General features: G+C 41.8%; 19 protein-coding genes. 9 read left to right on the top strand and 10 right to left on the bottom strand.

The window, feature by feature from the left end; translation table 11 throughout:
- Positions 1–93 precede the first annotated feature (93 nt).
- The 3 genes from rpsI to zapE form a co-directional block, all read right to left on the bottom strand.
- Positions 94–483 carry a 30S ribosomal protein S9 gene (gene rpsI / locus FW757_RS21180; RefSeq protein WP_016710054.1) on the bottom strand — a complete coding sequence of 130 codons (390 nt, stop codon included), beginning with the start codon at positions 481–483 and terminating at the stop codon, positions 94–96.
- Between the two features lie 11 nt (positions 484–494).
- Entirely contained in the window at positions 495–923 is a 429-nt protein-coding gene (gene rplM, locus FW757_RS21175; protein WP_002957960.1) for a 50S ribosomal protein L13, read from the bottom strand.
- Positions 924–1,233: 310 nt separating this feature from the next.
- Entirely contained in the window at positions 1,234–2,322 is a 1,089-nt protein-coding gene (gene zapE / locus FW757_RS21170) for a cell division protein ZapE (RefSeq protein WP_446441669.1), read from the bottom strand.
- A gap of 150 nt (positions 2,323–2,472) precedes the next feature.
- On the opposite strand from zapE, the gene FW757_RS21165 reads away from it, so the two are divergent.
- The 3 genes from FW757_RS21165 to FW757_RS21155 all read left to right on the top strand — a co-directional run bounded on the left by FW757_RS21165 (position 2,473) and on the right by FW757_RS21155 (position 5,660).
- Positions 2,473–2,913 carry a YhcB family protein gene (locus FW757_RS21165; protein ID WP_145236792.1) on the top strand — a complete coding sequence of 147 codons (441 nt, stop codon included), beginning with the start codon at positions 2,473–2,475 and terminating at the stop codon, positions 2,911–2,913.
- A 209-nt stretch (positions 2,914–3,122) separates the two neighbouring features.
- Complete coding sequence (locus tag FW757_RS21160) at positions 3,123–4,475, top strand: Do family serine endopeptidase (protein WP_149980600.1); 1,353 nt, start codon at positions 3,123–3,125, stop codon at positions 4,473–4,475.
- 102 nt (positions 4,476–4,577) lie between these two features.
- The gene (locus FW757_RS21155) at positions 4,578–5,660 is read left to right on the top strand and encodes a trypsin-like peptidase domain-containing protein (protein ID WP_149980599.1); all 1,083 of its coding nucleotides are present in this window, start codon (positions 4,578–4,580) and stop codon (positions 5,658–5,660) included.
- Between the two features lie 71 nt (positions 5,661–5,731).
- On the opposite strand, the gene murA is transcribed toward FW757_RS21155, so the two are convergent.
- The 7 genes from murA to mlaF are packed head-to-tail and all read right to left on the bottom strand — an operon-like array spanning position 5,732 to position 10,392.
- Positions 5,732–6,991, bottom strand: coding sequence for a UDP-N-acetylglucosamine 1-carboxyvinyltransferase (gene murA, locus FW757_RS21150; RefSeq protein ID WP_145236783.1), 1,260 nt, complete (start codon positions 6,989–6,991; stop codon positions 5,732–5,734).
- A gap of 13 nt (positions 6,992–7,004) precedes the next feature.
- Positions 7,005–7,262 (bottom strand): BolA family protein, encoded by a 258-nt coding sequence (locus FW757_RS21145; protein WP_149980598.1) that lies wholly within the window; start codon positions 7,260–7,262, stop codon positions 7,005–7,007.
- Between the two features lie 5 nt (positions 7,263–7,267).
- Complete coding sequence (locus tag FW757_RS21140; protein WP_182762277.1) at positions 7,268–7,561, bottom strand: STAS domain-containing protein; 294 nt, start codon at positions 7,559–7,561, stop codon at positions 7,268–7,270.
- Positions 7,554–8,228 (bottom strand): MlaC/ttg2D family ABC transporter substrate-binding protein, encoded by a 675-nt coding sequence (locus FW757_RS21135; protein ID WP_182762274.1) that lies wholly within the window; start codon positions 8,226–8,228, stop codon positions 7,554–7,556. The genes FW757_RS21140 and FW757_RS21135 overlap by 8 nt, the downstream gene beginning before the upstream one ends.
- A 6-nt stretch (positions 8,229–8,234) precedes the next feature.
- Positions 8,235–8,783: an outer membrane lipid asymmetry maintenance protein MlaD gene (gene mlaD / locus FW757_RS21130; protein ID WP_149980595.1), complete on the bottom strand. Its 549-nt coding sequence runs from the start codon at positions 8,781–8,783 to the stop codon at positions 8,235–8,237.
- Positions 8,784–8,797: 14 nt separating this feature from the next.
- Positions 8,798–9,577 (bottom strand): lipid asymmetry maintenance ABC transporter permease subunit MlaE, encoded by a 780-nt coding sequence (gene mlaE / locus FW757_RS21125; RefSeq protein WP_145236765.1) that lies wholly within the window; start codon positions 9,575–9,577, stop codon positions 8,798–8,800.
- Positions 9,577–10,392, bottom strand: a complete 816-nt coding sequence (gene mlaF / locus FW757_RS21120) for a phospholipid ABC transporter ATP-binding protein MlaF (protein ID WP_182719518.1) — start codon at positions 10,390–10,392, stop codon at positions 9,577–9,579. Before mlaF ends, mlaE begins: the two co-directional genes overlap by 1 nt.
- Before the next feature lie 255 nt (positions 10,393–10,647).
- Between mlaF and FW757_RS21115 the strand changes: the two genes are divergently transcribed.
- Genes FW757_RS21115 through lptB form a run of 6 tightly spaced genes read left to right on the top strand, consistent with a single transcriptional unit; the run spans position 10,648 to position 14,963 of the window.
- Entirely contained in the window at positions 10,648–11,619 is a 972-nt protein-coding gene (locus FW757_RS21115; RefSeq protein ID WP_446441668.1) for a calcium/sodium antiporter, read from the top strand.
- Positions 11,620–11,644: 25 nt separating this feature from the next.
- On the top strand, positions 11,645–12,616 hold the full coding sequence (locus FW757_RS21110; RefSeq protein ID WP_145236758.1) for a KpsF/GutQ family sugar-phosphate isomerase: 972 nt from the start codon (positions 11,645–11,647) through the stop codon (positions 12,614–12,616).
- On the top strand, positions 12,616–13,167 hold the full coding sequence (gene kdsC, locus FW757_RS21105; protein WP_149980593.1) for a 3-deoxy-manno-octulosonate-8-phosphatase KdsC: 552 nt from the start codon (positions 12,616–12,618) through the stop codon (positions 13,165–13,167). Before FW757_RS21110 ends, kdsC begins: the two co-directional genes overlap by 1 nt.
- On the top strand, positions 13,164–13,718 hold the full coding sequence (lptC, locus tag FW757_RS21100) for an LPS export ABC transporter periplasmic protein LptC (RefSeq protein WP_149980592.1): 555 nt from the start codon (positions 13,164–13,166) through the stop codon (positions 13,716–13,718). The genes kdsC and lptC overlap by 4 nt, the downstream gene beginning before the upstream one ends.
- On the top strand, positions 13,708–14,241 hold the full coding sequence (gene lptA, locus FW757_RS21095; RefSeq protein ID WP_182719516.1) for a lipopolysaccharide transport periplasmic protein LptA: 534 nt from the start codon (positions 13,708–13,710) through the stop codon (positions 14,239–14,241). The genes lptC and lptA overlap by 11 nt, the downstream gene beginning before the upstream one ends.
- Positions 14,238–14,963, top strand: a complete 726-nt coding sequence (lptB, locus tag FW757_RS21090; RefSeq protein WP_149980590.1) for an LPS export ABC transporter ATP-binding protein — start codon at positions 14,238–14,240, stop codon at positions 14,961–14,963. The genes lptA and lptB overlap by 4 nt, the downstream gene beginning before the upstream one ends.
- Positions 14,964–14,983: the final 20 nt, after the last annotated feature.

Below are 14,983 nucleotides of genomic sequence, written 5' to 3'. Positions count from 1 at the left end.
CTCTCGCTAACTTTACTCTCGCTAACTTTTATAACCCCAAAAACAAAAAACCCAGCAGAAGCTGGGTTTTTGAAATTCTTGATAACGTAAATATTAACGTTTTGAGAACTGTGGACGCTTACGCGCTTTCTTAAGACCCACTTTCTTACGCTCAACTTTACGTGCATCACGAGTAACGAAACCTGCTTTACGAAGTTGTGGACGTAGTGACTCGTCAAACTCCATAAGTGCACGAGTGATACCGTGACGGATAGCACCAGCTTGACCAGTAGTACCACCACCAGCAACGGTGATGTAAAGATCAAACTTTTCAGTCATATCAACAAGCCCTAAAGCTTGACGAACAACCATGCGTGCTGTTTCGCGACCAAAATACTCTTCTAAAGAGCGATTGTTGATTACGATGTTACCAGTGCCTGGGCGTAAGAATACGCGAGCACTTGAACTTTTACGACGACCTGTACCGTAGTATTGATTTGCCATGTTAGTGCTCCTTAAATGTCTAGAACCTGAGGCTGTTGTGCAGCATGGTTGTGCTCAGTACCTGCGTAAACTTTAAGTTTACGGTACATTGCGCGGCCTAAAGGACCACGTGGCAACATGCCCTTAACAGCCTTCTCGATGATCATTTCAGGCTTTGCAGCTTGAAGTTTATCAAAAGTAGTAGACTTAAGACCACCTGGGAAACCAGAGTGAGCATAGTACACTTTATCTTTGAACTTGTTACCAGTTACAGTAACTTTCTCCGCGTTGATAACGATGATGTAATCACCAGTATCTACGTGTGGAGTGTACTCAGCTTTGTGCTTACCGCGTAGGCGATGAGCGATTTCAGTAGCGATGCGACCTAAAGTTTTACCTTCAGCGTCAACTACGTACCAGTCACGTTTTACTGTTTCTGGTTTAGCAACAAACGTTTTCATTTATAAAAATCCAATGTTTTTCAATTAAAACCACAGGTAATTATTATTAATTACCGCTCTAAATGTTTGCTCCAACCCCTTCGAGTTTAAGACTTTTGCGCCATTCAAAAGAGGCTAATCTAATGAAGGCAATAGAACGCAACGTGGCAGACGCGGGAGTATACCAGCACTTTTACCACATTGCTACTCGACGGTTGTTTTTTCCACAAGAAAATTGTTCGATAAGCGATAAAATTAAAAACTGTACTTGTGTTAAGTTAAGTACAGTTTTGATTTGTGTCTAACTTACGACTTATAACTTACAGCTACATTAAACCAAATGCTCTCTTGCTAAGTATTCTAACGACTGCATTTCTTGCAATCGACTAATACAACGTCTGAACTCAAAGTTAAGATTGCCTTGCGTGTAGAGTTCCGTAATCGGTTTTTCAGCAGAAATAATAAGTGTGACGTGGCGTTCGTAAAACTCATCGACTAACGCAATAAAGCGTCTGGCGGCATCATCGTTATTTTGGCCAAGCTGTTTTACGTTCGATAAAATAACAGTGTTATATAAACGGCTTATTTCCATATAATCGACTTGGCTACGTGCGGTTTCACACAACTGAGAGAAATCAAACATCACAATACAATCAGCGACCTTACGGGTTTTGATCATTCGCCCTTCAATTTCGATGGGGTGATCGAGTTTACCAGGCTCTGGAGATAACTTATCAAAATACTCAAACAGATTTTTATCGGCTTGTTCATCTAATGGGCTATGAAATATCTCTGCTTGCTCTAAAGTACGCAATCGGTAATCAATGCCAGAATCCACATTCACAATCTCAGTGTTTGCATTAACAAGTGCAATTGCAGGTAAAAAGCGAGCACGCTGCAAACCATTTCGATATAACTCATCAGGTATAATGTTAGACGTTGCCACTAACACAATGCCGCGCGCAAATAAGGCTTCCATTAAAGCACCAAGCAGCATGGCATCAGTAATGTCTTGCACAAAAAATTCATCAAAGCAGATAATGTCGGTTTCAGCTTTAAAAATATCAGCCACAACTTCTAAGGGATTAGCCGTTTTGTCTAATTTTTTTAGCTCTTCGTGAACACGGTGCATAAAACGATGAAAATGCACGCGCATCTTGCGTGTTCCCGGCAGCGCCTCATAGAAGGTATCTACCAAATAGGTTTTACCACGCCCTACTCCCCCCCAAAAATACAAACCTTTTATAGGCGCCGTGCTATTTTTATTAAATAGTTTAGAGAACCAGCCTTTAGCTGCGGGCTTTTGTGCTGTTAAGTCATCGAAAAGCCTTTGTAGATGACGTACTGCATTTTCTTGTGCAGCATCGTAAACAAAGTCTTCACGCTGTAAATCTTGTTGGTACTTTTGCCAAGGAGTCATAGATAGTTACAATAAAACACGGTTTAATTTACGCAATATGTTAACACGCATCGTAACTCGGGGTATATTAGCAGCAACAGGATTTATTCTTGAGTACGCAATCTAGGCGTTATTTTATTTTTATGTATTAATTCCCAAAGGGGTAGAATCATGGGTACAGTTACTTGGATCGGCATTATTGTTATTGTGGCAGTAGCTGCATTTTTCCTTGGCGCCTTCGTCACTAAAAAGCAATTTAAGCAAGATGAATTAGAGCAACAAGCAGAACAAGCTAAAAATGCATTAGAGCAATACCGTCAAGATGTTGCAGATCATTTAGCAAGCACCGGTAGACTCGTCAACAAAATGAAAGACAACTACGACCAATTGTTAAATCATGTTGATGAAACTAACAAGCTGCTATTAGCTGATAAAAAACAGCATCCTAACGAACCATTCTTTTCTAAAGAAACGACAGAGCAGCTACAACGCTCACTAAAAGAACGCCAAAGTGACCGTTCATCGGCACATGCTCAACCGGCTGATTATGTATCAGGTGAATCAGGCTTATTCGCTGGCGAACCAAAAGTAGCCGAGCCTGACAAAGTTTAATTAAGGTTTCAGAAATTTCTAAAGCTTCTTGATGAACTTTTTTTTGACCCCATAGTCTGTTTATAAAGCAGCTTATGTTTTACATGCATTTCAAAACATTCCAAAAGAGCGAACCTACTTTAAAATGTTTTGAACTAAATTGATAAAAGGCTGCTTATGCAGCCTTTTTTGTTTGTGCTTTTTCCTGTGATGTGGAGTAAACCCTGACTATGAAAATGAAATTATCGTTAATCAGTGCAGCAATGTTATCTGCCAGTTTATTATTAACCCCTGCAGTATCAATGGCTAAGATGCCTATCGCAGTCAATGGTCAACAATTACCGACGTTAGCGCCGATGCTAGAACAAATAACACCAGGCGTTGTTAGTATCCAAGTCTCCGGTTCAAAGGAAGTCCGTCGTCGCGCTGATCCGCTTGATTTCTTTTTTGGCAATCCGCAACCGCGAAGCCAAAAGCGTGAATTTAGTGGTTTAGGCTCAGGCGTTATTATTGACGCCAAAGAAGGCTATGTCGTTACCAATAACCACGTAGTTCAAGATGCTGAAAAAATGTTGGTTACTCTTGAAGATGGTCGTGAATACGAAGCAACTAAAATCGGTAGTGATAAAGAATCAGACATCGCGTTATTAAAAATTGATGCCGAGGATTTAGTCGCCGTTAAACTGGCAAACTCAGATCAACTACGAGTGGGTGATTTTGCAGTAGCAATTGGTAACCCATTTGGTTTAAGTCATACCGTTACCTCAGGGATTGTTAGTGCAATGGGGCGCAGTGGTTTAAATATTGAAGGTTATGAAGATTTTATTCAAACCGATGCTGCTATTAACCAAGGTAACTCAGGTGGTGCGCTAGTTAACTTAAACGGTGAGCTAATTGGTATTAACACGGCCATTTTAGGTGCATCGGGTGGCAATGTTGGTATCGGCTTTGCAATCCCATCCAATATGATGAAAAATCTTGTTGACCAAATTATTGAACATGGTGAAGTACGCCGTGGCTCACTAGGTATTTCTGGGCGTCCACTGGATGCAGGCCTTGCTAAAGCACAACAGCTTGATGTAAAACAAGGCGCTTATGTTATGCAAGTAATGGATGATTCTGCCGCCAGTGAAGCCGGTATTAAAGCTGGTGACGTAATTATTAGTATTGATGGTAGTGAGATCAGCGGCTTCCATGAACTGCGCAGTAAAATTGCCACCCTCGGTGAAGGCAGAAAGGTAAAATTAGGTATTTATCGTGATGGCAAAGTACAAACCGTTAAAGTGACCCTTGATGGCGCATCAGCACTAACCGCAGCCGGTGATGAACTACACCCAGCCTTCCAGGGTGCAACACTTGAAAACACCCAAAAGAATGGAAATAAAGGGGTTGAGGTGACAACTGTTGATCCGCGTTCACCAGCAGCTAGAGTCGGCCTTGAAGAAGGCGACGTGGTAATGCAAGTAAACCGTCAGCGTGTTGAAACAATTAGTGACATGAATAAGATCATCGAAAACACTAAAGGTAACATCGTGCTTGGAGTACAACGCGGTCGTGAATCGGTATTTGTTTTAATTCAATAAAATAAATATTAGGTAAATCGCATAAATAATAGCAGTGGTACTTGCCGCTGCTATTTTTTTTGTGCCATCATTAGAAGATCGCTCATTAAGAATAAGAACATTGTGCTGAAATTTTTTAAGTTTGTCCTTCCCCCGCTATTTGCCGGACTCGGTATCGCATTTTTGGTAGTATTTTTTAGCCCAAATATGCGTGCAACGCTGTTACCCAATGTCCCCTTACCAAGTGCTATGAGTATTGACCATTTGAGCTTTGCCGATGCAGTACAGCGCGCAGCGCCATCTGTTGTGACAATCATTTCTGAGAGCATTTCAAAGGAACCTCGTTATAAACGGCAAAACACCGTGCAAGAACTTGGCTCCGGTGTGATCATGTCAAGTGATGGCTATATTCTTACCAACTATCATGTGATCAATAATGCTGATCAAATTATGGTGCTGCTTACTGATGGCCGCCGTTATTTTGATGTTCAGCTCATCGGCTTTGATACCATCACCGACTTAGCACTGTTGAAAATTAACGTTGAGCACTTGCCAGTTATCCCAATTAGTGAGCGTTTTACGCCTCGCGTGGGTGATGTGGTGCTGGCGATTGGTAATCCGCTGAATCTAGGGCAAACAATCACCCAAGGGATCATCAGTGCCACGGGTAAACAAAAAATTACCGATAGTCCTTATAATAGTCTGCTACAAATGGATGCGGCAATTAATGTCGGCAACTCAGGTGGCGCACTGGTTAACTCTAATGGCGACTTGGTTGGGATCACCTCAGCACAATTTAAAACCCGAGAGAACCTCGATATCCAAGGCATATTCTTCGCCGTACCGTACTCGTTAGCGAAAGAAGTAATGGATAAACTGATCCGTCATGGTCGTGTTGTGCGTGGTTACTTGGGCTTCACAGGTACTGCCGTTGATAGTACCGGTAAAGAAGTGAGCGATAAGTTCACCCCTATTGCTGGCTTGCGTATAACCAACCTAGATCCATTAGGTCCAGCATGGCAAGCTGGTATTAAAGAACAAGATATTGTGATTAAAATTGGCGGTGAAGATGTCACTAACCCACAAAAAACCTTAACCAGAATTGGTAATTCAGAGCCGGGCCATGAAATAGAATTTGAACTTTATCGAAATGGAAAAGTACTAAAAGTGATGGTGAAGGTTGCAGAGTTAGAGACTAAACTATAATTTTAGTTGCAAGGTAAAAGGTAAACAAGGTTTTCGCTTGAACCTTGTTACCTGAACCTTTCAACTCGTATTTAACTACTTCGGCGTTTGATGTTTGCACCTAACGCGCTGAGTTTATCTTCAATCCGTTGATAACCTCGATCAACGTGGTAAATACGGTCAACAACCGTTTCACCTTGTGCCACAATCCCCGTTAAAATTAGGCTCGCTGATGCACGTAGATCGGTTGCCATTACTTGTGCGCCACTCAAACTCTTAGTGTCACCACAAATTGCCGTATTCCCCTCCAAACGAATGTTAGCACCCATACGTTGTAGTTCTGGCACATGCATAAAACGGTTTTCAAAAATCGTTTCGGTAATGGTCGCGCTGCCATTAGCTACTACATTTAACGCAGTAAACTGCGCTTGCATATCGGTAGGGAAACCTGGGTGTGGCATGGTTTTAATATTAACGGCTTTGAGCTCACGGCCACGCATATCAAGATAAATACTATCTTTATGTACTTCAATCAACGCATTAGTTGCACGCAATTTTTCAATCACAGGCTCTAAACTATGAAAATCGGTAAGCTTACATAGCACTTCGCCACCCGCCATTGCTGCGGCCACTAAAAATGTGCCAGTTTCAATCCGATCTGGCAAGATGCGATGCTCACAACCATGCAGCTTTTCAACACCTTCAATTTCAATACGGCTAGTGCCTGCACCGCTAATTTTTGCGCCCATTGCTGTTAAGCAAGCAGCTAAATCTATAATCTCTGGTTCACGCGCCGCGTTTTCTAATACGGTTTTGCCGTCAGCTAAGGTTGCGGCCATTAATAAATTTTCGGTCGCGCCAACGCTGACCATTTCCATGTAGATTTCAGCACCTTTTAAACGCCCATCTACCTTGGCATTGATATAACCATTTTCAACGCTAATAACAGCGCCCATGCGCTCCAAACCTTGAATATGAATATCAACCGGGCGAGCACCAATTGCACAACCACCAGGAAGCGATACTTGTGCTTGACCAAAACGAGCAACCAATGGACCTAATGCTAATACTGAGGCACGCATTTGTTTAACTAACTCGTAAGGGGCCAATGTTTTATCAACTTTGCCACCATCAATAACGAGCTGCTCGCCGTGCCAGTGTATTTCTGCGCCGAGGGTTTTTAATAATGCTTCAGTAGTGCCGATATCACGCAGGCGAGGAACATTATTAAAGGTACTTTTACCGTCAGCTAATAATGCTGCAAACAAAATAGGTAAAGCGGCATTTTTAGCGCCAGAGATAGTGACTTCACCGGCAAGTCCGGTTCCACCCTGAATTACAAATTGATCCATGAGGAAACCTTTTTTATTGAGGTAAAATGAATTTTTGTTCGCGCTTCCACTCAGTAGGTGTAAATGCACGGATCGAAACTGCGTGGATTGTGCCGTCAGAAATGGTGTTCATCAACGGACCATATACCAGCTGTTGTTTTTTCACTCGGCTTAACCCATCAAAACAATCGCCGACTGCGATAACTTCATAATGACTACCGTTGGCTTTCACATGTACTTCAGCTAATTGCAATTCGTCGCGCAATAAGGTTTCGACTTGGCTTGTTTCCATAACTCTCACTCAAATAGGTTGGTAACCTGTCCCAACTGCATCAACTTTTGCAGTTGTTCAGGAATATTTTGCAATTCAAGGTGAATACCTTGCTGCTTTAATTCTGCGAAAGAGTGAATTAACCAAGCTAAGCCCGCCGTGTCAACCCTAGACACCTCAGAAAGGTCAAAATACCAGTTTTTATGGCTAGTTTGTGAGTTTTTATTCAGAAGTCGTTCAGCGGAAATTGAATTTCGAGTCAATTCACCACTGACTCGATAGTGCTGTTCGTCAATCTGAGTAACGGTTACTTTACTCATTACCGCCGTCACCTCTAAATTGCACTGGCAACTTACTTTTCTGTTCAAGTAGGTCACTAACATGGTTAATACCTTGCTGGCGCAAAATGCCTTGAAATTCACTTTGCTTGGCATCTAATAAACTAATGCCTTCGGCAACCATGTCATAAGCACGCCATTCGCCATCGCGATCTTCACGTACTTTAAAATCAATTTTAATTTCCGGCTTGCCTGGCTCGACAATTTTGGTTTTCACTAATACTAGGTCTTGCCCTGTAAACTCTTTGCTTGCACCAAACTCTACTTTTTGGTTGGTGTATTGGGTAAACACGCCAGCATAAGTGGCGATTAAGTATTCTTGAAACACATCAATAAAGTGTTTGATATCCTCAACCGCTTGCTTTTGCTCAGCAGGATCTTTAATCGCACGCACTTTTGATACATGACTTCCTAATACACGCAGTGCAGCATATTTATAATCAATGTAAGGCATCAACTCTTCTTTGACGATAACCCGTAGATGCTCTTTATCTTTTTCGATTAAAGGCTGGTCACGAGTAATACGTTGAAAAGTATTATCAGATACTTGGCGGACCATTTTATATGGGTCTGTTAAATCGACCACATCGCTTGCTACGCTGATCGCGCTGAAAGTCAGCGCAACTAAAATTATAAATTTCTTAAACATAATTACTTACTCGCCGCCTTGATTGAATAAAAATTGCCCGATTAACTCTTCAAGCACCAATGCTGATTTCGTGTCAGTGATATAGTCGCCATCATTTAAGGCTTTGCTTTCAACACCAAATAACTCGTCTAACCCTAAGTTTTTATCATTACTTGTTACCGCAACACCTAAACACGCTTGTTCAGCTGATTTTGGGGCAATGACAGGGTTAATCCCTAAATATTGCTCACCTAGGATGCCTGATGTCAAAATTGAAACTGAGCTGGTATCTGAAAAACGACATTTATATTGCGCATCAATCGTCATATCAACAACTGGCACAAATTCTTGTGGGTGAATTGAAATACCCTCAACTCGACCAACCACTACACCACCTACTTTAATCGGCGCACGTGTTTTTAATGAACCAATGTTTTCAAACTTGGCTTTCAATAAGTAAGTTTCGCCGTTGCCGCTGATCCCTGCATTGGCAACTTTTAACGCCAACATAGCAAAAGCTGCTATGCCTAGCGCAACAAAAAAACCAACTAAAATTTCTAATTTCCGTGAATTCATTATCTATACCTTTATTAGCTAGTAAACATTACCGCTGTCAAAATAAAATCAAACCCTAAAACAGCCAAAGATGAGTGTACAACTGTCTCTGTTGTTGCTTTACTGATCCCTTCAGAGGTCGGTATACAATCGTAGCCTTTATAAAGCGCAATCCATGTAACCACGATGGCAAATACAAAACTCTTGATCATGCCATTTAAAATATCTTGCTGAAACGATACTTGTGACTGCATGATTGACCAAAAACTCCCCGTATCAACACCCAACCAATCAACACCCACTAAATGAGCACCAATAATTGCAACTGCTGAAAATATTAACGCCAGTAATGGCATACTGATAAAGCCCGCCCAAAAGCGTGGCGCGATAATACGTTTAAGAGGGTCAATGGCCATCATTTCAAGACTTGATAACTGCTCAGTCGCTTTCATTAAACCTATTTCAGCGGTTAATGCACTACCAGCTCGCCCGGCAAACAATAATGCAGTAACAACAGGGCCTAACTCTCTGAGTAAACTCAATGCGACTAATGGACCTAAGCTGTCCTCTGCACCATAACCAACTAGTACGGTGTAGCCTTGCAACGCCAATACCATACCAATGAATAAGCCCGACACCATGATTATCAATAGTGACTGCGAGCCGACCATATATAATTGTCGTATTAAAAGCGGCGTGCCTTTTCTAAAATTAGGCAAACTCCATAACGCACCTATCAACATCTGAGTGGAGCGACCAAGTGCAGCAAATCGTCCTAACGTTTTATGACCTAGCATTTGCAAAAAATCAAACATCAGCGGCGCCCTCCCAGTAATTCTTGTTGATAAGGTTGAGCAGGAAAATGAAACGGCACTGGGCCATCAGATAATCCTTTTAAGAACTGCTGAACTAGGGCCGATTCATGATTACGCATTTCATCCGGTGTACCGCTACCAATAACGCCTTGATCGGCAATAATGATAACGTGATCGGCAATGCTCATCACTTCTGTTACATCGTGAGTTACGATTAATGATGATAATCCAAGCACTTGATTAAGCGATTTAATCAACTTAACTAACACCCCCATGGAGATTGGGTCTTGGCCTGCAAATGGCTCATCATACATAATTAATTCAGGATCAAGTGCGATTGAGCGCGCTAATGCAGCACGACGTGCCATACCACCTGACAGCTCAGAAGGCATTAAATCTTGTGCGCCACGCAAGCCAACAGCTTGTAATTTCATTAGCACCACAAGGCGAATTAAATCTTCACTTAGACGAGTGTGTTCACGCAGCGGAAAAGCGATATTGTCAAATACAGACATATCGGTAAATAATGCGCCGCTTTGGAACAACATACTCATTTTGGTTCGCGCCGCATAAAGCTCTTTGCGCGACATGGCAGGAATGTTATTACCTTCGAATAAAATAGTGCCGCTATCTGGTTTTAATTGACCACCAATTAAACGCAACATGGTGGTTTTACCAATTCCGCTTGGTCCCATTATTGCCGTAATTTTTCCTTTCGGGACACTAAAGCTCATATTTTTATATATGCAGCGATTGCCCCTAGAAAAGCTTACATCCTTGATTTCTACTATTGGTTGCGACAAGTCGCTCTCCATTACTATTTTCACTAGTTCACCTATTTTAAGCGTTTTTACAGCAAGATGGAAAAAACAAATCGTAAAATTTTGTAATATTCTATGTAATAGCGCTGCAAACCTTACAGCAGTAGGCTTAACCGTCGCTTAAATAATTATTCTCAGTCCAAATCAGGCCATAATCTAACAAGCTTCGCAGATTCTTTTATTTATACTTTCAGGTTGGCTTTTGTTACTATTTGCAGTCATCTCATTTTGAATAATTGGCGTAACGTAATGGTGACTTCTTTTGTCATTTTAATTCTCGGATTTGCAGCTCTAGTTTGGAGTGCGGATCGCTTTGTTTATGGTGCTGCGGCACTGGCAAAAAATTTCGGTGTTCCTACTCTTATTGTTGGCTTAACCGTTGTTGCGATGGGCTCGTCAGCCCCTGAAATGATGGTCTCAGCATCAGCTGCGCTTGCCGGTAAAACTGACACTGCCGTGGGTAACGCCGTTGGCTCAAATATCACTAATATTTTACTTGTTTTAGGTATTACTGCGCTATTGCGCCCACTCTCAGTATCATCAATGACATTAAAACGCGAAATGCCGCTTGTACTACTAGTGTCAATCGCTGCCTGGTATGTATTTTCTGATAACTACTTTTCATTTGCTGAGGGCGTTGCATTAATCATTGGCTTTGTGGCCTTTATTGCGGGCTTAGTTATTATTTCTATTCGCGCTAAAAACCAAGCTGATGACCCATTTGTAAGTGAAGCCTGTGAAGACGTACCAGATAACGTGCCCACCAAATCGGCTTTATTTTGGTTAATTATTGGTATGATATTACTGCCTGTCAGCTCACATTTTTTAGTTGGCTCAGCAGTTGATATAGCCAAATACTTTGGCCTAAGTGATTTAGTAATAGGGTTAACCATTATTGCTATTGGCACCAGTTTGCCTGAGCTGGCAGCCTGTATTGCTGGGGTATTAAAAAACGAAGATGATTTAGCACTGGGTAATATTGTTGGCTCAAATATATTTAACATTTTAGCTGTGTTGCCACTGGCTGGGATTATCAACCCTTCAATTATTGATCCTTCAGCTGCAAACCGTGATGCCTTAATAATGATTGGTGCCACCATAGCCCTTATTGCTATGTCCTTGAGTTTTAGGGGCACAAGACGCATTAATAGAGTTGAAGGTGGCCTGTTATTGGTCGCGTTTTTAATCTATCAAGGTTATATTTTCAGCCAAGTTGCTTAATGCTAGCCACAAAATGGATAACACAATGACGCAGTTAAATTTTATTGAACAAGGTAAGCGGGTGCTAGAAATAGAGCGCCAAGCACTGCTTGATATAACCCAATATCTAGACGAAAACTTTAATCAAGCTTGCCAATTGATGTATCAATGTCACGGTAGGATCATAGTAGTCGGTATGGGGAAATCTGGGCATATTGGTAATAAAATTGCTGCAACACTGGCAAGCACTGGCACGCCTGCGTTTTTTGTCCACCCGGGTGAAGCCAGTCATGGTGATTTAGGGATGATCACTCGTGATGACGTGGTTATGCTTATTTCTAACTCAGGCGAAACCAGCGAAGTACTGAATATTATTCCGGTTATTAAACGTATTGGCGCAAAAATGATCGCCATGACAGGTAACCCTGAATCATCAATGGCAAATTGGGCTGATGCACATGTATGCATCAAAGTAAGTCAAGAGGCCTGCCCATTAGGACTCGCTCCGACTGCAAGCACGACTGCAACACTTGCGATGGGTGATGCAATAGCCGTTGCTCTGCTAGAAACCCGTGGCTTTACCGCCGATGACTTTGCGCTATCGCATCCTGGTGGTAGCTTAGGCAAACGTTTACTATTGTGTTTAAAAGATATTATGCACAGTGGCCCAGCAACGCCTATGATCAATGATAAGCAATGTATCAAAGATGCATTAATCGAAATGTCGGCAAAAGGCTTAGGTATGACAGCTATTGTTGATGACACAGGGCAACTTGCGGGGCTTTTTACTGATGGTGATTTACGCCGAATTTTAGAGCAACGAATAGATATTCACAGTACTTTGATAAGCACTGTCATGACCCGCTCTTGCACTACTGCAACCGCTGATATGCTTGCCGCCGAGGCACTCAATATCATGGAGAATAAGCGTATCAATGGCTTAATTGTAGTTGATGATAAACACCACCCTATTGGTGCTCTTAATATGCAAGATTTGCTCAAAGCAGGAGTTTTATAATGCAGTTTGCTGACTTATATCAGCCTCTTTCAGATGATGCTCGCGAGCGAGCACAAAAAATCAAACTCCTGATCTGTGATATCGATGGGGTGTTTTCAGATGGTCGTATTTATCTTGGTAACCAAGGTGAAGAACTCAAAGCGTTTAATACTAAAGATGGCTTTGGTATCAAAGCACTGATCAATAGCGGTTTTGAAGTTGCCGTGATCACCGGCCGTCATTCACAGATAGTTCAGCAACGGATGACTAGCCTGACAGTACCGCATATTTACCAAGGCCAAGAAAACAAGTTGCAAGCTTATCAACAGCTCAAGGATAAATTGCAGTTAAGCGATGAACAAATCGCTTACATAGGCGATGACGGACCTGACTTGCCGGTAATGGAATTGGTTGGTTTTGCGGTGGCAGTAAATGATGCGCATCCACTAATCAAACGCATTTCACATTATACAACCATGCTACCTGGTGGCTTTGGGGCGGTGCGTGAACTCACTGATTTATTAATGCTCGAAAATGGTAAATCATTAACCAGCGAAGGCACGAGCTCATGAATAGTGCGCGTTTAATATTATGCGTATTATTTGTCGGCTGCATGGTATGGCTGTGGTATCCGTATTTTTATCAAAGTACCGCCATAAAACAACACCAAGAAGATATAATAGCAAAACCTGATTATACTGCGGTGGCATTAAAACAAACCGCATTTGATGAACAAGGTAAAATTAGCCACAAAGTAACAGCTGCAAAAATGGAACTCTACCAACAGTTAGGGTTCACTTACTTTGAACAACCTATTTTTACGCTCTATAATCAACAGCAAACGTGGCAAATTAATGCCGATGAAGCCACCTTATATGAAAATCATCAATTAATTTTAGAAGGTAATGTGGTTGCTAAAAACCTGACCAATAATGCCATGATTGAACATATAAACGCAGATAATATTCAGGTTGATATTGAACTACAAACCATGAGTTCAGAACAACCAGTTGAATTAATCGGACCAAATTTAAAAATCACTGGGCGCGGTCTCCATGCCGACTTAAAAGCCGAAGTGGTAGAACTAATTAACCATACGCGAACCATATATTATGACCAATAAATTTGCTCACTTGCTTGTTATACCAAGCTTATTCATTGCTTTTGCAAGCTTTGCTGAAAATACGACACCACCTGCAGATCAAGTCTCTATCAGTGCTGACACGCAGCTTGCCCAACTGAAAGACAATATCGGTATTTTTGAAAAAAATGTTGAAATCATTCATGGTAACCGCCGTATCAAAGCGGATCGACTTGAAGTCCATAAGCGCGAAGATTTAGGCGATAACAAACAACTACTTGTCGCAACTGGCAGTCCGGCTTACTTTGAAGAAAAACAAACTGATGGCACAGTAATGAGTGCCAGTGCTGATGAAGTCCGTTACGATGTCGCTAAGCGCTATTTAACCTTGGTTGGCAATGCACAAGTCACTCAGGCAGGTCAAAAAATCAATGCCAAAAGCATTACCTATGATATGGACCAGCAACTGATCAGTGCTGAAAAAGGCGCAAGCTCAAGCGATCGTGTGCACACCATTTTGGTACCAGTAGACAGTAAAAAAGACAAATCTAAAGGGCAGCCATGAGTACATTAAAAGCTGAATTTCTAGCAAAAAGCTATAAAGGTCGCCAAGTTGTAAAAAGCGTGGGTTTAGAAGTTAGCGCAGGCAGCATTGTTGGCTTATTGGGTCCTAATGGCGCTGGTAAAACCACCACCTTTTATATGATTGTGGGTTTAGTTCCAAGCGACAAAGGTAAAATCAGTATTGATGATAATGACATCACCTTACTGCCAATGCACAGTCGCGCACGGTTAGGGATTGGCTACCTGCCACAAGAATCATCCATCTTCCGTAAATTAACTGTTTATCAAAACCTGATGGCTATTTTAGAAACTCGTAAAGAGCTGAATAAACAAGCCAGAGAAGAAGCGCTCGACAGCTTACTTGATGAGTTTAGCATTCAACATATCCGCGACAGCCAAGGTATGGCATTATCTGGCGGTGAACGTCGTCGAGTTGAAATTGCACGCGCTTTAGCCGCAAACCCAAAATTTATCTTACTTGATGAGCCTTTTGCTGGCGTTGATCCTATTTCAGTGTTAGATATAAAGAAGATTATTGAACACCTTAAAAACCGTGGTATTGGCGTGCTTATTACCGACCACAATGTACGAGAAACCCTTGATGTTTGTGAAAAAGCCTACATAGTTTCTCATGGGGAGTTAATTGCATCAGGTACCCCTGAGCATGTACTCGCCGACCAAACAGTCCGCGATGTTTACCTGGGCGAGCAATTTAGGCTATAAAGCCACGCTCGGCTAAGTAT

This window comes from Pseudoalteromonas sp. 1181_04, from assembly GCF_052850545.1.
The sequence above is the reverse complement of the archived record's forward strand: the minus strand, read 5'-3'. Positions and strand labels throughout refer to the sequence as shown.